At 37.7% G+C, this 19,287-nt stretch carries 16 protein-coding genes; 6 read left to right on the top strand and 10 right to left on the bottom strand.

Annotation, left to right across the window (positions count from 1 at the left end; translation table 11 throughout):
* Positions 1-290: 290 nt before the first annotated feature.
* The 10 genes from FN756_RS07600 to FN756_RS07560 form a co-directional block, all read right to left on the bottom strand.
* The gene (locus FN756_RS07600; protein ID WP_142602966.1) at positions 291-785 is read right to left on the bottom strand and encodes a hypothetical protein; all 495 of its coding nucleotides are present in this window, start codon (positions 783-785) and stop codon (positions 291-293) included.
* Positions 786-1,089: 304 nt separating this feature from the next.
* Positions 1,090-2,361 (bottom strand): MFS transporter, encoded by a 1,272-nt coding sequence (locus FN756_RS07595; protein WP_142602964.1) that lies wholly within the window; start codon positions 2,359-2,361, stop codon positions 1,090-1,092.
* A gap of 110 nt (positions 2,362-2,471) precedes the next feature.
* Positions 2,472-3,854, bottom strand: coding sequence for a M20/M25/M40 family metallo-hydrolase (locus FN756_RS07590; RefSeq protein ID WP_142602962.1), 1,383 nt, complete (start codon positions 3,852-3,854; stop codon positions 2,472-2,474).
* A 172-nt stretch (positions 3,855-4,026) separates the two neighbouring features.
* A complete protein-coding gene (recG, locus tag FN756_RS07585) occupies positions 4,027-6,129 on the bottom strand; it encodes an ATP-dependent DNA helicase RecG (RefSeq protein WP_142602961.1) in 2,103 nt (700 codons plus the stop codon).
* A 21-nt stretch (positions 6,130-6,150) separates the two neighbouring features.
* Complete coding sequence (locus FN756_RS07580) at positions 6,151-7,077, bottom strand: EamA family transporter (RefSeq protein ID WP_142602959.1); 927 nt, start codon at positions 7,075-7,077, stop codon at positions 6,151-6,153.
* Between the two features lie 3 nt (positions 7,078-7,080).
* Entirely contained in the window at positions 7,081-7,461 is a 381-nt protein-coding gene (locus tag FN756_RS07575; protein WP_142602958.1) for a RidA family protein, read from the bottom strand.
* Between the two features lie 2 nt (positions 7,462-7,463).
* A complete protein-coding gene (locus FN756_RS14715; protein WP_317131197.1) occupies positions 7,464-7,607 on the bottom strand; it encodes a DUF6728 family protein in 144 nt (47 codons plus the stop codon).
* Positions 7,608-7,691: 84 nt separating this feature from the next.
* The gene (locus tag FN756_RS07570) at positions 7,692-8,948 is read right to left on the bottom strand and encodes an OmpA family protein (RefSeq protein ID WP_142602956.1); all 1,257 of its coding nucleotides are present in this window, start codon (positions 8,946-8,948) and stop codon (positions 7,692-7,694) included.
* A gap of 346 nt (positions 8,949-9,294) precedes the next feature.
* Positions 9,295-10,191 carry a methylmalonyl Co-A mutase-associated GTPase MeaB gene (meaB, locus tag FN756_RS07565; protein WP_142602954.1) on the bottom strand — a complete coding sequence of 299 codons (897 nt, stop codon included), beginning with the start codon at positions 10,189-10,191 and terminating at the stop codon, positions 9,295-9,297.
* 4 nt (positions 10,192-10,195) lie between these two features.
* On the bottom strand, positions 10,196-11,332 hold the full coding sequence (locus FN756_RS07560) for a glycosyltransferase family 4 protein (protein WP_142602953.1): 1,137 nt from the start codon (positions 11,330-11,332) through the stop codon (positions 10,196-10,198).
* A 170-nt stretch (positions 11,333-11,502) separates the two neighbouring features.
* On the opposite strand from FN756_RS07560, the gene FN756_RS07555 reads away from it, so the two are divergent.
* From FN756_RS07555 to FN756_RS07530, 6 genes are all read left to right on the top strand, one after another.
* Positions 11,503-13,338 carry an ABC transporter ATP-binding protein gene (locus FN756_RS07555; protein ID WP_142602951.1) on the top strand — a complete coding sequence of 612 codons (1,836 nt, stop codon included), beginning with the start codon at positions 11,503-11,505 and terminating at the stop codon, positions 13,336-13,338.
* Positions 13,339-13,348: 10 nt separating this feature from the next.
* The gene (locus FN756_RS07550; RefSeq protein WP_142602950.1) at positions 13,349-14,152 is read left to right on the top strand and encodes a glycosyltransferase family 2 protein; all 804 of its coding nucleotides are present in this window, start codon (positions 13,349-13,351) and stop codon (positions 14,150-14,152) included.
* 82 nt (positions 14,153-14,234) lie between these two features.
* Positions 14,235-14,807 carry a hypothetical protein gene (locus FN756_RS07545; protein ID WP_185955222.1) on the top strand — a complete coding sequence of 191 codons (573 nt, stop codon included), beginning with the start codon at positions 14,235-14,237 and terminating at the stop codon, positions 14,805-14,807.
* A gap of 319 nt (positions 14,808-15,126) precedes the next feature.
* Positions 15,127-15,942 (top strand): glycosyltransferase family 2 protein, encoded by an 816-nt coding sequence (locus FN756_RS07540; protein ID WP_142602946.1) that lies wholly within the window; start codon positions 15,127-15,129, stop codon positions 15,940-15,942.
* 3 nt (positions 15,943-15,945) lie between these two features.
* Positions 15,946-16,866: a glycosyltransferase gene (locus FN756_RS07535; RefSeq protein ID WP_142602944.1), complete on the top strand. Its 921-nt coding sequence runs from the start codon at positions 15,946-15,948 to the stop codon at positions 16,864-16,866.
* 123 nt (positions 16,867-16,989) lie between these two features.
* Entirely contained in the window at positions 16,990-19,278 is a 2,289-nt protein-coding gene (locus FN756_RS07530; RefSeq protein WP_185955221.1) for a glycosyltransferase, read from the top strand.
* Positions 19,279-19,287 lie beyond the last annotated feature (9 nt).

The raw sequence follows: 19,287 nt of genomic DNA, 5'->3' as shown, positions 1-19,287 counted from the left end.
TTTAGGCAAGCTGGGCTAAAATTTTAACTAATCAAGTTAAAATTTTAGGGTTCACAAGGTAAAATTTTAAGGATGGCGCTTAAAATTTTAGGATGGCAACCTAAATCGATAAGTCAAACAGTTAAAATAGTAGGGACTAATTGGCAAAAGGTTAGCCTGTTCAATCAACTTTTTAGGTTAGGCTGTTAAAACATTGAATAGAAAAGCTAAAAATTTAGAGGATCGGCTGTTAATAAAAAAAGGTGCCGGGATTGATTATCCCAACACCTTTTTAGGTACAAGAGTTCGACTTAAACAGCACGCTCTTGTGTTGACTCTTTCTTTAATGTTGTTCCGGTATTCGGAAACAGTTGCTTAATATCTTCACACTTCGTTTTAAAACCACCTGCATCCGTATCGGCTTTGTACTTGGTGTACTTGTAATCCAGTAATGCATGCTGATAGTTGTCGGAATCGTGTAGTATTTTGGTATCCATCATCATTTCAGCCAGCATGTTAATGCGGTCCAAACGGGTATCCAAAAAACTTCGGTCTTGCCAATCGGCTTCAAATTCCACCCAATTTACATCCGGGCTACGCATGGCGGGTTGCGCAATGTTATAATCACGCACTTTGTTTACCAATAACTTGTTTTGTTCATTAATACTGCCCAGCTGTACGCGTTCTTCAGGACTCAAATTGCGGCATTTTGCCTGTAATGTGTTTTGAATCGTGTTCAGCGCACCATCGATGACTGACATTTCAACAGCAGTAAAATGCTGGTTCATTAAATCGTTTAATGGCATAAGAAAATGTTTTTAGTATAGATAAAATATATTAACTATTATCAATATAACATTTTCGCAAAGAATTAAAAAATCATTTAAAGACCCTAAGTAACTTTAACCAAGATGAACCCGTACTCCTAAACCTGATTGAATGTAAAGCCCGGAACGAAGCGTTGCATGGAGCAGCGGGGTGAGGACTTGGAATGAAAGCAGGACGAGGAATTGATAGCACTGATTTTTGGTTTTCAAGTCGTATTAAAAAACAATCCGGGCGGCAGAACACCCGGATCGTCAAATTATTCAATGCAATTCAATCAAAAAGCTATTCAACGATTTCCTTACCGATGAGTCTGGCGCCCATCAGGCTTTTGGTTTTCAGGTAGGTTCCGGCTACAATTAACAGGGTCATCGAGCCACCAAAAATTACAGCCGGCGCAGTACCAAAGAGTTTAGCTGTTACTCCTGATTCAAATGCGCCAATTTCATTGGATGAACCAATAAACATGCTGTTTACCGCCGAAACGCGCCCGCGCATATGATCGGGTGTAAGCATCTGGAAAATGGTTGACCGAACAATAACACTCACACTATCAAATGCTCCCGTAAGGAACAGAAAAAATAAAGAAAGGTAGAGGTTTGTTGACAAACCAAACAATATGGTGGCGATTCCAAAGCCCGAAACTGCAATAATTAAATTTCGCCACGGTTGGTTAGCCGGACTATAACGTGTCATGGCCAACATGGTAAGCACCGCCCCAACTGAAGGAGCCGCTCTTAAAATACCCAAACCTTCGGCGCCTACTTTTAAAATGTCGTTTGCAAAGATGGGCAACAGGGCAACCGCTCCTCCAAAAAACACAGAGAACAAGTCGAGGGTCATGGCGCCCAGCATCATTTTATTTCCAAACACGAAATGAATTCCTTCGCCTAAGCTATTCCAAATGCTTTCTTCTTTTTCAGCAGGAGGAATAGGACGGCTTTTTAACATGAAAACGTTAACAAGCGATATGAGCATACAGCCAATAACCACTCCAAGGGTTACCGAGATGCCGAAGAACCCATAAATTAAACCGCCTACTGCCGGACCAACCACAGAGGCCAGCTGCCAGCTTGAACTGTTCCACGATGTTGAATTAGGATATAACTCCCGGGGTACTATAAATGCCATGAGCGAAAATGCTGCGGGAGAAAAAAAGCCCCTGGCTAAGCCATCAATGAACACTACTATATAGATAATCAGTTCCAGCCTATGCGAATCAATCCGAGATTGCATAGATGGCAACGTAACCACAAACAGCAAAGTCGCTGCTAAAATAATGGTGCAAATCACTCCAAAAAGGAGTTTCCTTTTATCCGACCGATCGGCAACGTGACCGCCAAACATGGCGATCGAAATAGCAGGAATGGCCTCAGCCAATCCGATCATCCCTAAGGAAAGCGGATCTTTGGTTAAACTATAAATAAACCAGCCCACAAGTACGGCCTTCATTTGAAGGGCAAACGTGAGGAAAAAACGCATACTCAAATAAGACCTGAATTCGGGATAACGTAAGGATGCAAAGGCATCGGTGTTAATTGAAGATTGGGACGGCACGGTTTATTTTTTAAGAAATTATAAATTACTGAGGACTAGTTAATGGTTCATATTTATCATATCCATAGACCATAGTCCATGGACAATCGACTATAGTCTATGGACTTTGACTATTGACTAACTTCTTTTAAGCCATATTTATCCATAAGGTAAACCAACATGGTCATAGAAGCAGCACCCAATTTAAGCTCCCGTTCGTTCACATTGCCAATTACATCATTAGCAGCATGATGAAAATCGAAATAACGCTGAGGGTCGGGTCTAAAACCAATCAAGGCCGTAGCCATTGGCTTTAACGGACCAATGTCAGTACCGGCATGGCCGCTCAACTTAATTTGACTAAGCCCATAAGCATCCAATAAAGCTTTCCAGCTTAGTACTTTCGTCAAAACTGCTGAAGGCCCGTCAATATCAAAACCACGAGGCGTAAACCCACCGGCATCCGATTCAATTGCAACCAGATGATGTTCATTGTTTTGCTTGGCTAATTCAGCATATTTTAGTCCGCCACGCGCACCATTCTCTTCATTTATGAACAAAACGGCCCTGATGGTGTGTTTAGGTTTAATTCCCAACGCTTTAATCGTTCGCAATACTTCGATCGATTGCATTACACCCGCGCCATCATCTTGTGCGCCTTGTGCAAGATCCCATGAATCAAGATGACCGCCCACTACAATGTACTGATCAGGAAATTCAGAACCTTTAATTTCAGCTACTACATTGTATGATTGAACATCAGGCAATGTTTGGCAATTCATTTTATAGTAGAATTTTAATTTAGGATTTGCTTTTAGTTGCTTGCTCAACAATTCAGCATCGCGGGTACATATAGCAGCAGCCGGGATTTTATTTTCAGAAGTATAACCCATAGCTCCTGTATGCGGATATTCATTGATCAGCGTTGTGATTGAACGAAATATAACACCTACAGCTCCATACTTCGCAGCTTCACTTGCTCCTGTATTACGCATCGAAGCGACTTCACCGTACGATTCAGAAATATCCACATTGGCAGGGTTCATCGGGCGATTTAAGAATACGAATTTCCCTTTAATCTGCGCCTCTCCTAAAACCTTTAATTGATCGTAAGAATTCACCTCGACTACCTCCGCTTCGACCCCGTCTTTAGGAGTAGCAATCGAACCGCCTAAGGCAGCAATAACAACCGATTGTTTTCCTGAGCCTGCATTAAACCAAGCGGTTTCTTTAGCTCCGCGCAACCAATGAGGCACCATTACTTCTTGTAAAAAAACACGGTCGAAACCCTGTTCTTCCATAACTTTTTTGGTCCACTCAACGGCTTTCTGCGCATTTGCTGATCCACTTAACCTAGGGCCAATCTTGGTACATAAATACGTTAGGTTGTCATACACTTTGCCTTCAGTGAGGATGTTGGTGAAGATGCTTTTCACCACCGCTGAATCGGTTTGCGCCTGAACAATACCCGTAAAAAAGGTAAAGATGAGAGCAGGAACTAAAATTTTCTTCATAGTTTTGGTTTTACTATTTAATTGTAAATGTGATTCTTAGCTATTTTGCGCTGGCAGTCCTGCTTTCCGCTACAAATCCACGCTCCAATACACATTTCCCTATTTCGCTGTGGGTTTTCCGCTGCAATCAGGTTTAGTTTGGTTGTGTTAACACGAACTATTGCACTATTCTTTAGGATATCTTTTCCAAACTTATCGTTTTGACGCCACGCTGTTCAAAATAATTGCGAACGGTACGATTACTCGGCTTCATTAATTCAGGATCGTCGGCAAGTAAACCCTCTACACAAACGCGTGCTTCGGCAAGTATAGCCTGATCCTTAGCTAGATCGGCAATGTGCAAATCAAGCACTCCACTTTGCTGCGTTCCTTCCAAATCACCCGGACCGCGGAGTTTTAAATCCATTTCCGAAATTTCGAATCCGTCGTTGGTGCGCACCATGGCATCCAATCGGATCTTCCCATCTGAAGAAAGCTTATTGCCCGACATTAAAATGCAATAAGACTGCTCAGCTCCCCTACCTACCCGGCCACGCAATTGATGCAGCTGCGCCAATCCGAAACGCTCGGCATTCTCAATCACCATTACCGATGCGTTTGGCACATTCACTCCTACTTCAATCACCGTGGTAGCCACCATAATTTGAGTTTCACCTCTTTTAAAGCGTTCCATCTCCGCATCCTTATCGGCGGGCTTCATTTTACCATGCACGATGCTTAATCGGTATTCGGGAGGTGGAAATGCTCTGGAAATACTTTCAAATCCATCCATTAAATTTTTATAATCCATCTTCTCCGACTCATCGATTAATGGATACACAATATATACTTGTCGGCCCTTTGCAATTTCTTCTTTTAAAAAGCCAAATAGCCGCAAACGGCTACTATCAAACTTATGCATGGTTTGAATCGGTTTTCGACCTGCCGGCAACTCATCAATAACCGACACATCCAAATCGCCATATAAAGTCATGGCTAAGGTTCGCGGAATGGGAGTAGCCGTCATAACCAACACATGCGGTGGTCGCACATTCTTTTTCCAAAGTTTGGCACGTTGCTCAACACCGAACCGATGCTGCTCGTCAATAATTACCAAACCCAAATTATTGAACTTTACCTTGTCTTCAATTAAGGCATGAGTGCCAATCAGTATTTTCAGCTCTCCGTTTTCTAATTTTTCGTGTATAATCCGGCGCTGCTTAATTTTAGTAGATCCGGTAAGCAGTCCAACTTCAAGATCAAAATGCTGCAATAACTGGGCAATAGAATTATAATGCTGAGTAGCCAGAATCTCAGTAGGCGCCATTAAACAAGCTTGAAAACCGTTATCAATAGCCAGCAACATCGACATCAGTGCTACTACCGTTTTACCGCTACCTACATCTCCCTGAAGCAAACGATTCATCTGCATACCCGAAATGGTATCCAAACGAATTTCTTTTAATACCCTTTTTTGAGCATTGGTGAGTTCAAAGGGTAAATGATCTTTATAGAAACCGTTGAAATGATTGCCCACAGTAGAAAAAACATTTCCATTGTGCAGCCGTTTGTTTACTTTCTTATTAAACAATAAGCGAAGTTGAATAAAAAAGAACTCTTCGAATTTTAACCTTGCTTGTGCGCGTTGTAAAAGCTTTGGACTAGTCGGAAAATGTATTTGAGCCAACGCGTGAACTCGTGGCAGCATTTTATAACGTTCAACTACCGCTGAGGGCATATTCTCTGTAATATGAGGCAAGGCCTGCTCCAGCAAATTGTTCTGCAAACGCATAATGCCTCTGCTGTCCAGAAAAAAAGCCTTTAATTTTTCGGTAGATGAGTAAACAGGCTGGAGCGCCGTTTGAAATTCTTTCTTGGCTTCAGCAACCAACTCCAGCTCGGGATGAGGTAAGCTAGGTTTATTATTGAAAAAATTAGGCTTGCCAAAAACAATGTACTCTTTACCAACAACAATGGTTTTCTCTACAAATTTTACTCCCTGGAACCAAACAAGTTCAATAGTTCCACCCCGCTCATCCTGAAAAATTGCGGAAAGACGTTTTCTACGAGCGTCCCCAATAACTTGTTTTGAGATCAGCACTCCCTTTACTTGGATATAAGGCATATCGGGAGTGATTTCTGAAATCAGATAAAAGCGAGTTCTGTCTATATATCGAAAAGGGTAATGGCGCAGCAGATCATTGTAGGTAAAGATCTTAAGCTCCTTTTTTAGCACGTCAGCTTTTGAGGGACCAACTCCTTTCAAAAACTCAATGGGTGTGCTAAAAAAACTCATTCTTTCCAAAACAATAATTAGTTAAGATTCGATAACTGCCGATGATGGTTTCAACTTTTTAATATACTCCCAATTAAACACCACAACAGCAAGCAATAAAGAGCCGTATGACAGAATTTGTATGCTGTTAACAGTTTCGTGAAAATAAAAGAATGCCACAGCAAATGCAATAATTGGATTTATATAGATCAGAATTCCTAATGTAGATGAAGTAATACCAATCAAAGCATATAAACTCAGGTATAATGGAACAATGGTAAAGAATATTGAGATGATTAGGATGTTAATCCAAAATGCGACTTGCATTGGGAATGCATGAGGATGTGCTATTACCAATGGGATAATGAAAAAGCTGGAAAAAAACAGCTGAATACCTAAAAAGTTAAACTTGTCAATATTCTGAATGGTACGTTGAATAATTAGATATCCTGCATACAAAACGGCCACAAACACCGACCATACAACTTCCTGATAAAATCCCATGGCCAACAAGAAAATGCTAACTAATGCTAGCCCTATCGATATGAATTTTAGTTTATTTAAATGTTCCTTCAGAAAGAAATATCCGCCAAGAGCGGTAAGCAAAGGACAAACCATATAGGCAAATGCTCCTGCACGCAAACTAACATTGTTTACTACATAAATAAAAGAAAACCAGTTAGCGGTTACCAATAGGCAGGCCAATATACTAAGCCAAAGTACTCGTCGTCGCTTGGGAGTAGATAGCCCTTTTATGTATTGAACATCTTGTCTTATTTTGTCGCGTCGAAAAAAAACTGCAGCCAACCAAATAAGAAGCAATGAGGTTATGACTCTATAAATTAATATCTCTTCAGCATTATACTGGAGCTGCTTTAAATTACGAAGGGGGATCGAAAAGAACCCCCAAATTATTGCTGACGCCGCACCGGCAATCAAATATTTATATGACTTTTTATTGTTCGTCAATACTTAAAATTTTACGGCAACTACTGAAATTTCAACATTTACGTTTTTAGGCAAGCCAGCAACGGCTACAGTTTCACGCGCCGGATAATTCCCGGTAAATGCGCCTCCGTAAACTTCATTAACCTTTGCAAAGTCATCCATCGTTTTTAAGAAAATGGTCGTTTTCACTACATTACTAAAAGTTAACCCTGCTTCTGTCAATAGGGCTTCCAGATTTTTCATTACTTGCTTTGCTTCATCTGCCACATCTCCTTTTATAACTTCATTACTTGCAGGGTCAATTGCGATCTGACCTGATACAAACAATAGATTTCCAGCCCATACAGCCTGATTGTATGGCCCTATCGGAGCTGGGGCTTCGTCTGTTTTTAAAATAGTTTTCATGCTTATTTTTTAAGGTAAACGAGTATGAGTTTAATGATAATTCCAACCAAAAACATAATGATAGCAATGCGATTAATCCAATGCATCACTTTAAGATTAAAATTAGTTGGACGGTTCGGATCTTTTTTTCTGAAGAAATACAACATCTTATTATATGAAACAAAAATAAATAAAAAGGGAGTTCCGATAGCTATCGGAACTCCCTTTTATGAAAATTATTTTAATGCTAATTATTGCATTTTGAATTCAACACGACGGTTTTTCTGACGACCTTCTTCAGTATCGTTTGAAGCAACCGGACGAGATTCACCGTAACCTACAGTTGTAAGGTTTGATTTGCTAACACCAGCTTTAATAAGAGCTTTCTTAGCGCTGTTTGCACGACGTTTTGAAAGATTCATGTTGTAAGCTTCAGTTCCTTCAGCAGAAGCGTGACCTTCGATTGAAACTTTAGCACCACTTGCTTTTAAATCAGCCGCTAAAGCCTCAATTGCAGCTTGTGACTCTGGACGAAGAACATCAGAGTTAAAGTCAAACTGAATAGTGTTTTTGTCAACTGGCATTGCAGAAACAGTTTCTTTAGGGAATACAATTGTACGACCTGCGCCATCAACTACATTACCAGCAGGAGTATTAGGCTCTTTGTCAAATACATCAGATACTCCATCACCATCAGAATCTTTTTTCAAGTTAGCAACATCGCCTTCAGTAGCAGCTACACGTGATTTAAGAGCAGCAACTTCATTACGAAGTTCGTTATCTTTCAATTCATCGTACATCAAGGCATTAGGATTTACCCAATCCAAATTCTCTTTACCTTTACCGAATGCAAAGCTCAACCCAGCATATCCGTATGACCATTTATCTTTGCTGGTTCCATTTAACCAACGAGCGTCTAAGTTATCAGCATCCAAGAAATTCATGGAATAACCTAATTCTAAATTGGTTCCTTGACTTAGTTTGAATTTAATACCGCCGCCAACTGGAATGAATTGCTCTGTACGGCTATTCGCATCTGGCTTGTAACCAGTTAAACCGTATCCAAAATCAGCAAAAAGAGCTACTTTAGGATCTTTTTTCATGAAAAGGTTGGTAAGGTCAATCTCACCTTTTAAAGCCAAAGCATAGTCAATATTGGTATCAAAATTCGCACCACCACTCAAGCCATTATCTCCAGGAGTAAAGCCCCCTGATACTTTACCGCCCGTATAATCCAATTTAATGGCAAAAGCATGAGAAATTTGTTTTTTGAGGTAAGCTCCATAACCGAAGTTACCATCCCAAGTGTTGAAATCGTTTGTTCCACCAATGAAAACAACTGGCGTCATCACACCACCGTTCACACCGAATGACCAAGTACGAAATTGTTTCGCGCCACTAAATACCTTGGCAGAAGACACCGACCCATCCTGGGCAGATGCAGATAGCGTGCCCAGCACTGCTGCCAGTGACAAGGCCGCTACAGTTTTAAGAGTAGATTTGTTCATTGTCGATCAAGTTAATTTTAATTCTTATTTAAATTCGCATGTTGCAAATGTAGTACAAATATAATTTTTTTTTATCAATAACGGAAGATTGTCAAAATTCATTCTATCCTTAACCTTCAGTTAAAGTCTGAATCTATAAAAATTAACTATGGAGTATACAATTATCAACGAGAATTTGTTTTAAGAAAAAAAATAAAAATTTAAAAACCGCCTTCAGAAGGCTTTTATGGCTTTTTTTTAATGCTAATGATCGAATTCCCATGCAGTGAAAGCAAAGACAAAAAACGGACCTTTTTTTATGTGAGCAATGGAAGAATGTATTTAATTTAAAACCATCAGGTTTAAATTATAGGGTTTTAAGATATCTATATAAATTGAATGCAGGATCATTAATATGTTGAGCCATGTCAATAAGTAACTTGTTTTTGCTTACATCCTTCATCCGTTTATTTTGAATAAGACGATAAGCTTTCTCTGCCATTAGAAAAGGTTTCTTTGTATTTTGAGCTACAGAAAAATGTTTCTCAATTTGAGAAATCAGCTCCACAATTCCTTCATTTTTAGCTGCTACTGTTTTCAAAACCGGAATTTCCCATGTACTTGCAGGACGTTGATGCAATAACTTTTTAAGGTTTGTTGCGAATTGATCTGCCCCATCTCTATCGGCCTTATTTACAACGAAAATATCTGCGATCTCCATTAATCCTGATTTAATTCCCTGAATCTCATCTCCCGCTTCGGGAACTAAAACAACAATCGAGGTATCCGCCAATCCTGCAATTTCCACTTCTGACTGACCAACACCAACAGTTTCAATAATAATGTAATCAAAACCAAACGCTTTCATTACATCAATTACTTCAATTGTTTTTATTGAGAGCCCTCCTAATGACCCCCTTGTCGCCAAAGAGCGAATAAACACATTTTCATTATTAAAATGTTCGGCCATTCTAATTCGGTCACCAAGTAACGAACCATAGTTAAAAGGTGAAGTAGGATCAATCGCGACTACTCCAATCCTAAATCCTTTTTGGGTTATTTCCCTAATCAAGGCATTAACCAATGTACTTTTACCGGCTCCCGGAGGCCCCGTTACTCCAATAACGGGTACTTTCTTATGAAAATCTAGTAAGTGCAACAACTCTTCCGAACCGGCTGATTCATTCTCAACCAAACTAATAGCCCTGGATAGCGCCCTGAAATCACCTTTTTGCAATGAATCAAACAAATGATTTATCTTCATAAAACTAGCTTAATAAATTCTGATAAACCATCATCATATCTTGAGCAATTTTTGAATCGTCAAACTTTAAAGAATATTCCAATCCTTTGGCAATCATTTCAGATTGAATGGCTTTATCGTTCCAAACTTTTTTAATCGCCGCTGCCAGTCCGTCATAATCTTCAGGATGAATATAAATGGAACCCGGGCCTCCTGCTTCTGAAAAACATGAACCTGAGGATGTAATTACCGGCACCTCAGACTTTAAGGCTTCAAGGATAGGGATTCCAAATCCTTCAAAAACTGAAGGATATAAGAAAACTGTAGCCAGTTGATATAAAGGAGGAAGTTCTTCATATTTTGCCTTGTGAATAAACACAATTCTATTTTCAAGTTTATGTTTTGCTACAAAAGGCTTCACCTCATCACTAAAATAAGAAGTCGGCTTACCTAAAACTACCAGCATTATATCTTCGGGCAAACAAGTTAATGCCTTAAGTAAGGCAAGCAAATTCTTCCTTTTTTCAATCGTACCTACATAAAGTAAATACTTATCTGGAAGCTTATATTTTAACTTAATTTCAGTTTTATACTCATTAGTACTTTTGATCTTAAATTGCTCAGCACATCCTTGATAAACAACATCAATTTTATTTTCAGAAATTCCAAGCATATTTATAAGATCGTTTTTGGTCTGTTTACTAATGGCAACTATGCGATCAGCGTGTTTACAAGCATATTTCCACTTTCTTAGATAAATAGCCCGGTCAATAGGATTAAACAACTCAGGATACCGCATAAAAATAAGATCATGAATAGTTACCACCGATCTAACTTTTGAAGAAAGCCCTATTGGTAGTTCGTGACTTAACCCATGGTAGATATCTAAATTCACACGATTAGCCAGTTGAGGAATTTGAAAAGTACGCCAAACTGACTTTAAAGATTTAAAAATCCCTTCGGGTTGATGAATGATACTATTATTACATTTTAAAAATGCTTCTGTTTCATTATTGCTTATAACCTTAGGAGTAAATAAATGATACTTGTTATCAGGATAATACTGCTGAAGAGCCCCAACCACCATTCTGCTATAATTACCAAGTCCCGTATAATTCTGAAACAAACGTTTGGCATCAAAGCCGATTTTTAGATCATTCATTTGCTATTGTAAAAACATTTTTGTCCCAAAAGTAGCATTTATAAAGGAGTTATCTGAGTGAGAAGTGCAATACTTTAGGTATCAAACCGTTCCAAAAGAGTTAATTACACTAAAACAGCAAGAATATTGGTTATAAAAATAAGTACCTTTGCGGCTTGTTTTATTTTTTGATGAAGACCTATTTTAAATTACTTTCTTTTGCAAAACCACTGGGCAAATTCGCAGTACCGTATATTTTAACTACAATACTTGCGGTAATATTTGGCACCTTAAATTTAGCTTTGTTAATACCTTTAACGGATACACTGTTTAAAGCGGATACAAATGCAATACATTCGATCCCATTTCCTGAGTTTAGTCTCACTTTAGATTACTTTAAAAATATATTCTCCTATTATTTTAATGAAATTGCCATTTCGCAAGGTAAGTTCGGCACCCTAAAGTTTGTCTGTGTTATCATTGTTAGTTCTGCCCTTCTATCCAATCTATTCCGGTATATTTCACAGCGGGTTATGGAAGAGCTTCGCATCCATACCATCGAAAACCTGAGGATCTCGGTCTTCAACAATATCATGAACCTTAACATTGGCTATTTCAATAATGAACGTAAAGGTGACATTATATCAAAAGTTGCTTCCGACGTACAGGTGGTTCAGTATACTGTTACCAGCACACTACAAGTGATCTTTAAGGAACCCTTACAGCTAGTTGTCTATTTCATCATCCTGTTTAAGATTTCGGCCAGCTTAACACTTTTCTCCTTAATAGTAGTGCCTGTATCAGGCCTATTGATAGCAAGAATTGTAAAGCGTTTACGTAAACAGGCCAGAGAGTCACAAGAACGTTTTGGAAACATGATCAGCTTTTTGGATGAGGCCTTATCGGGCATAAAAATCATTAAAGCATTTAACGCAACCGAATTTGTAAAGAATCGCTTTAATAACGAGAACAAAGAATTTTCGAGGCTTTCACGATCAATGGTTCGCCGTCAACAATTAGCATCTCCTCTTTCTGAGTTTTTAGGCATAGTAACGGTAGCCGGAATACTTTTGTATGGTGGAAACATGATTATGAATCAGCAAAATTCAGGCTTAACTGCTGCTGAATTTATTGGTTATATAGCAATCTTCTCACAAGTTACCCGACCAGCAAAAGCGATATCCGAGACCTTTACCCAAATACACCAAGGCTTGGCCGCCGGCGAACGAGTGCTGGAACTTATTGACACTCCTGTATTAATAGTTGATAAGAAAAATGCTACTGCAGCAGCCCCTTTCAATTCTAAAATCGAATTTAAAAATGTGAGTTTCGCCTACAAGGATCGTCCGGTACTTAACAATGTTAGCTTTACAATTGAAAAAGGTCAGACGGTTGCTTTAGTCGGGCCGTCAGGAAGTGGTAAAACAACCATTTGTGACCTTACTCCTCGATTCTATGACATCAATTCGGGGAATATATTATTTGACGGTATTGATCTTCGCGACTTAAAAGCTGATTCTATTCGCTCTCAAATTGGCATTGTTCCTCAAGAATCTGTGCTTTTCAACGATACCATCTTTAACAATATTGCATTTGGAAAACCGGGAGCAACTAAGGAAGAAGTTATTGCAGCAGCAAAAATTGCAAATGCCCATGAGTTTATTATAAACACAGAAAATGGATATAATACAAATGTTGGAGACAGAGGGGCTAAGCTTTCAGGCGGCCAACGCCAACGTCTATGCATTGCACGTGCGGTATTAACCAACCCTCCCATCATGCTATTGGATGAAGCCACTTCGGCACTTGATACAGAATCAGAAAAACTGGTTCAGGATGCTTTGAATAATTTAATGAAGAACAGAACCTCCTTAATTATTGCCCATCGATTAAGCACCGTTAAAAACGCCGACAAGATCATTGTTTTAGATCAGGGCAGGGTAATTGAGGAAGGCTCAAATGCCGAGCTTTTGGTCAAAGAAGGCCTTTATCATAAATTAATAAACATGCAGTCTTTTGAGGTTTAACTATTTTACAATGAAAAATCGGCCCAGCACTTCTCTTATTATCTCTACATACAATTGGCCTGACGCCTTGCGGCTATGCCTTTTAAGTGTGTTAAATCAAACTGTAATACCCGATGAAGTAATCATTGCTGATGATGGCTCAAAAGATGATACCAAAATTTTAATAGAGGAGTTCAGCAAAGACTTTCCTACTAAACTGATTCATGTTTGGCAACCTGACGAAGGATTTCAACTAGCAAAAATCAGAAACAAAGCTATTGCTCAGGCAACAGGTGAGTACATAATTCAAATTGATGGCGATATTATCATGAGCCCTCATTTTATTGGCGATCATATTCAATTCAGCAAAAAAAAAACTTTTGTTAGAGCCAGTCGTATTTATATCAATGCAGAACTATCTACTGAATTACTTAAAACAAACAGCATCGACGTAAGTGTTTTCAAAAAAGGAGTAAGTAATTTTTTTAGTGGATTAAGAATACCTTTTCTTTGGAACTATTTTGCTGATAAATATAAAAAGCATGAAGTGATTGAGATCCATGGCTGCAATATGGCATTTTGGAGAAAGGATGCTATTGAAGTAAATGGCTATGATGAAGAGTTCATTGGGTGGGGGCCAGAAGATAAAGAGTTTATTATGCGATTGACCAATTTGGGTAAAAAGAAACGTTTTATTAAACAAGGAGGAATTGCCTTTCACATTTACCATAAGGAGAACAGCCGCGAGATGCTAAAAGCAAATGAAGAACGTTTTTACAATACAATAAACCAAAAACTAACCACTTGCAAAACGGGTGTACTACAATATTTATAGCCCGTTGTGCGATTTAATTTATAATTAAAATTTGGGTGTAAATTGGAATGAATAATTGCGCAATCAACTGATTAACAGTATTTTGAAGAAGAAAAAACGACCAAGTATTTACTTCTTCATGCACAACTTAAAAGCCAATTTCGATAAGTTCTTTGATATAACAAAATCGGTATTTTCTGCTAAATTGTTGGCTGACAACAAACTGCAGCCTTACAGAAGAACACCTAAACTGTCCAACTGTGAGATTATTGCATTGGCGCTATCGGCAGAGTCCATCGGAATTGATTCTGAAAACTACTTCTTTGAAAAGCTAAAGGCCGAGCTCCGCCAGGACTTTACACAGCTGATTCACCGCTGCAATTTTAACCGTCGTCGAAAACGACTGGCCCCTTTTATTCGGGAACTGAACGAGCAGTTAGCATCCCGTTTAAATGAAGGCGAAAATGTTTATTTAGTCGACTCGATTCCTGTGCCCATGTGCCAGTTGGCAAGGGAAAAACGCAGTAAGATTTGCAAGGAAACTTTTGAATCGGCTCCGGATAAAGGCTATTCTGCCGTGCAAAAATCCTATTACTACGGCTATAAACTGCATCTGGTGACCTCTCTTAAAGGGGGTCTCAACATGGATTTAAGAACAAAGGATACTTGTCCATAGAACAGCAGCTGGACCTGTTTAATTCCTGCAATATTCAACTGAAAACACCCAAACGCAACAATCAGAAAAACAAAGAACGATTTGATTATATCTTCATGAAGTCCAGAAAAAGGATTGAAACCTCTTCTCTCAACTTGATGATCAATTCATGTTAAAACGCAATTACGCGAAGTCCAATTTTGGAGTATCCATTCGAATACTTTCTAAAAGTACAGCGCTTACCGTTTTACAATATTTAACTTTTTAAATAACAAACCCTTGAACCGTTTGAAAAATGCACTTAGTTTTTAAATCGCAAAACGGGTTATTTATAAATAATATGAACACCTTTTCTTGTTCACTCATCATATCAACCTATAATTGGCCGGAGGCATTAGCTCTCGTTTTTAAGAGTATTGCAATCCAAACCGTTTTACCTAATGAAATAATCATTGCCGATGACGGTTCAAATGATGAAACACGTAATTTAATTAATTCCTTTCAAAAAGAATTTCCTATTCCTTTAATTCATGTATGGCATGAAGACAATGGCTTCAGAAAAACCATCATCATGAATACCGCAATAAGCAAATCTTTAGGCGATTATATCATTCAAATAGATGGGGATATCATCTTACATTCTGAATTCATTAAAGATCATTTAATGGCTGCCAAAAACGGATTCTTTATTCGTGGCAGCCGAACACAATTATTAGAGGAAAAATCAAAGTCAGTCATTAACAATCAAGAAATTCACTTTTCTCCTTTTGAAAAAGGAATTAAAAACAGATTAAATGCCACACATGCACCTTTATTATCCTTCTTGGTAAAGGGTAATCCCACAGACCCTCAAGATGTCATTGGATGCAACATGGCTTTTTGGAAAAAAGATTTTATCAATGTTAATGGGTACGATAACAACATAGAGGGTTGGGGACACGAAGACATTGAACTTGCAGCACGACTGGTAAATTCAGGTGTTAAAAAACGTCATTTAAAGTTTGCCGCCGTTTGTTATCATATATTTCATAAACCAAACGCAAGACACAATGAAGAAAACAATAAAGCTTATTTTTATACCATATGGAAAAATGGAGTTGTAAGGTGTAAGAATGGATATAGTGAATTATCGACAACTGTAAGAAATGATCATTGATTTATGACCTATTTACAACCGTTAGTATCAATTGCGTTATGCTCTTATAATGGAGCAAAGTTTATTATAGATCAAATCAATAGTATTCAATTACAAACCTATCCAAATCTTGAGATCATTATTGTTGACGATTGTTCAACAGATAATACATGGAATCTTGTAACAAATCTTGCTGCAGAGGATTCAAGAATTAAGGCTTATAAAAATGAAGTAAACATTGGGTTTAACAAAAACTTTGAAAAGGCAATCTCACTATGTAGCGGCGATTATATAGCAATCAGCGATCAGGATGACATTTGGATGCCAATTAAGATAGATACCCTCGTTAAAAATATCGGTGATAAAGGCGTTATATTTTCTAATTCACAATATATCGATGAACAAGGTCAGCTCTTAAACAAATATTTACTTTACGATTTTAACCTTTCACATTATCAATGTTTTAAATCCATCTTATTACATAATATATTAACAGGGCATACAACTATGTTCAGAAAAAAATTTTCTGAACAACTATTGCCTATCCCCCAAAATGGTTATTATGATTGGTGGCTAGCATTTATAGGTATTTATAACAATGAGTTAATTTATCTCAATGAAGTATTAACTTATTATAGAATACATGCCAATTCTGTAATTCAAAAAGAAGCTGAAACTGAAAAACGAATTGGCAGGCAAGCACTACGCTTAAAAATCGTTAAAACTCAAATTAAAGCCTTTTTGGAGTACAAACGATTAACTCAAAATGACCGAGAATTCCTAATGTCTTTTTATGAATCGCACAACACTATCGAACATAAGTCATTCATATTCAACATATTTATGTTCAAAAACTTTTTTTCTCTTTACCCGGATCGAAGAAGAAAGAGACTCCTTAGCAATGTTGTTTTCTTTATAAAAAAGTGCTTAAATAAAAATTTCTAATTTTTTGAAGATAAAGCGAATCAAACAATAATGAATCTCCTTATCATAAGAATATTCCTGAGGGTAAAATCAGGAATCGTTTTTTTTTCAAAAAAACAAGACCAATTAAATAGTTTCCAAACAATGCAAAAAAAGAAAAACAAGCTTGTAAAATTTAATGAACGCTTATGTCTAATTATTGCTTCTAAATATTATTTACAAAGAGAAAACGGAAAAGGTGAGTTTTATATTTTAAAACCAAGATTCTGGAAATACACCGTCGCAAGAATACTCCTTGAAATTATTAGTATTATAAAACTTGATAAGAATACCTTACAACAGTATAATGAGTGTTTCAAACAAACGTATTTTCCACTTCAAATTCCACAGCGTCCTAAATCATATTTAAAAGCGCGATTGAAAGAAGCCCTATTAACTTTATTGGGTCTTCGCTACTTCTGTAACAATGAATATTTTAAATCTATTAATGGAAATTTATCAACGCTGCTTTTCCCAATTGAAAACAATCCAAAGGTCAGCATCATTATTCCAGTTTATAATCAGTTAGATTTTACAATTAATAGTTTAGCATCGATTAAGGAACATTTTTCAAAGAAATTTCCAATTGAAATTATTGTTGTTGATGATTGTTCCACTGATGATACTCAACGAATAATATCAAAGATTGATGGTATAAAGTATATTCACAATGATCAAAATATTGGTTTTTTAAACTCATGCAATAAAGCTGTAAGCCAATCAAGTGGTGAATACATCTGTTTTTTAAACAATGACACATTGATTTTGCCGAATTGGTTGGAAAGCTTAGTTGATACAATTGAATTTGGCGATGAGATAGGAGCCGTGGGTTCCCAATTACTTTATCCCTACGGATTATTACAAGAAGCCGGTGGATTAATTTTTGAAGACGGCTCAGGTTGTAATTATGGTAGAGGGTTGCACCCTGAAATACCTAAATACAATTACACAAGACAAACTGATTATTGTTCTGGATGTAGCTTACTGATTAGTACGAAAGATTTTAATGCACTTGGTGGATTTGACACACGGTACAGTCCTGCATATTATGAAGATACTGACCTTTGTTTTTCCGTTACTTACAAGCTGAATAAAAAGGTTATTTATCAGCCCGCCTCTAAATTAATTCATTTTGAAGGTGTCAGTTCAGGGAAAACCATTTCTCCAGGCAACGTAAAAGCTTATCAAGAGATAAACCGGGTTAAATTTATTCAAAAATGGGAATCCGAATTATTGCAAAAACACCAAAAGAATAAAGCGTTAGATGATTCAGCTCGGAAATATATTGAAAAACCAGTATTACTCGTCATGGATCATGCTCTTCCCGCTTTCGACAAAGAATCGGGAGCAAATCGAATGTTCCAATTGCTGAAAATATTTATAGACAAAGGCTACTATGTAATTTATTTCCCGGCCGACGGCAATAAAATTGAGCCCTATTACTCACTTTTACACAATTTAAATATTGAGGTTATTTATAAGCATTTTGGACGAAAAGAGTTTCATGAATCGCTCTCGGCCACCTTGCCTTATGTAAACTTAATATGGGCCTGTAGACCGGAAATAAATCGAGATTATTCCTATATCAAACAATCCTTCCCTAGCATTAAATGGATTTACGACACAATAGACCTGCACTATCTTCGCTTTGAAAGAGAGTATGAATTATCGCGCAGTATGAATAAAAAGTTACTCCAAAAGGTTATTGACTATAAACAGATGGAAATAGAACTTGCTACTTCTGCCGATGTTACTGTCACCATTACGGATAAAGAAAAAGAAATCTTACAAGCCAATGGTGTATCCTCACTTCAAACTGTTCCTAATATTCATGTCCCCCATACAGAGTCATTGAATATAGGTTTTGACGGTCGAAAAGATTTACTTTTTATTGGAGGTTATTATCATAAACCGAATGTTGATGCGGCCTTATGGCTTTCCAACGAAATTATGCCTGTAATATGGCAGCAAACTCCGGAAATGAAGCTATTTCTGGTAGGAAGTCATCCCCCAAAAGAGGTAAGGGCATTAGCCAATGAAAGAATTATTGTAACAGGTTATGTTCCGGATGTAACCCCTTATTTTAACAGTGCAAGGGTATTTGTTGCACCACTTAGATACGGAGCTGGAATGAAAGGTAAAATAGGACAGAGTTTAGAGTATGCATTACCTATTGTTACGACGGATATTGGGGCTGAAGGTATGCATCTTAAAGATAACTGGGAGATTTTGTTAGCACATACCGCAGAAGAGTTTGCTGCCAAAACCCTTGAATTATATAACAATAAGGACTTATGGCTCAAGTTACGCAAAAATGCCAAAAAGGCTATTGAAGATAAGTCGCCTGAAAGCATTAAGGCATCCCTACATTGGCTGACTACATTACATACCTAACCTTTACCG

The sequence above is a fragment of the Solitalea koreensis genome (genome assembly GCF_900182575.1).
In the GTDB taxonomy this organism is placed as follows: domain Bacteria; phylum Bacteroidota; class Bacteroidia; order Sphingobacteriales; family Sphingobacteriaceae; genus Solitalea; species Solitalea koreensis.
This window is presented reverse-complemented; position numbering and strand designations above follow the sequence as displayed.

Excerpts from the sequence above, each read along its gene's own strand:
- FN756_RS07560 (WP_142602953.1), bottom strand. The coding sequence starts at position 11,332 with ATGAATGATCTAAAAATCGGCTTTGATGCCAAACGTTTGTTTCAGAAT.
- FN756_RS07600 (WP_142602966.1), bottom strand. The coding sequence starts at position 785 with ATGCCATTAAACGATTTAATGAACCAGCATTTTACTGCTGTTGAAATG.
- FN756_RS07535 (WP_142602944.1), top strand. The coding sequence starts at position 15,946 with ATGACCTATTTACAACCGTTAGTATCAATTGCGTTATGCTCTTATAAT.
- FN756_RS07530 (WP_185955221.1), top strand. The coding sequence starts at position 16,990 with ATGCAAAAAAAGAAAAACAAGCTTGTAAAATTTAATGAACGCTTATGT.
- recG (WP_142602961.1), bottom strand. The coding sequence starts at position 6,129 with ATGAGTTTTTTTAGCACACCCATTGAGTTTTTGAAAGGAGTTGGTCCC.
- FN756_RS07590 (WP_142602962.1), bottom strand. The coding sequence starts at position 3,854 with ATGAAGAAAATTTTAGTTCCTGCTCTCATCTTTACCTTTTTTACGGGT.
- FN756_RS07540 (WP_142602946.1), top strand. The coding sequence starts at position 15,127 with ATGAACACCTTTTCTTGTTCACTCATCATATCAACCTATAATTGGCCG.
- FN756_RS07575 (WP_142602958.1), bottom strand. The coding sequence starts at position 7,461 with ATGAAAACTATTTTAAAAACAGACGAAGCCCCAGCTCCGATAGGGCCA.
- FN756_RS14715 (WP_317131197.1), bottom strand. The coding sequence starts at position 7,607 with ATGTTGTATTTCTTCAGAAAAAAAGATCCGAACCGTCCAACTAATTTT.
- FN756_RS07570 (WP_142602956.1), bottom strand. The coding sequence starts at position 8,948 with ATGAACAAATCTACTCTTAAAACTGTAGCGGCCTTGTCACTGGCAGCA.
- meaB (WP_142602954.1), bottom strand. The coding sequence starts at position 10,191 with ATGAAGATAAATCATTTGTTTGATTCATTGCAAAAAGGTGATTTCAGG.
- FN756_RS07550 (WP_142602950.1), top strand. The coding sequence starts at position 13,349 with ATGAAAAATCGGCCCAGCACTTCTCTTATTATCTCTACATACAATTGG.
- FN756_RS07555 (WP_142602951.1), top strand. The coding sequence starts at position 11,503 with ATGAAGACCTATTTTAAATTACTTTCTTTTGCAAAACCACTGGGCAAA.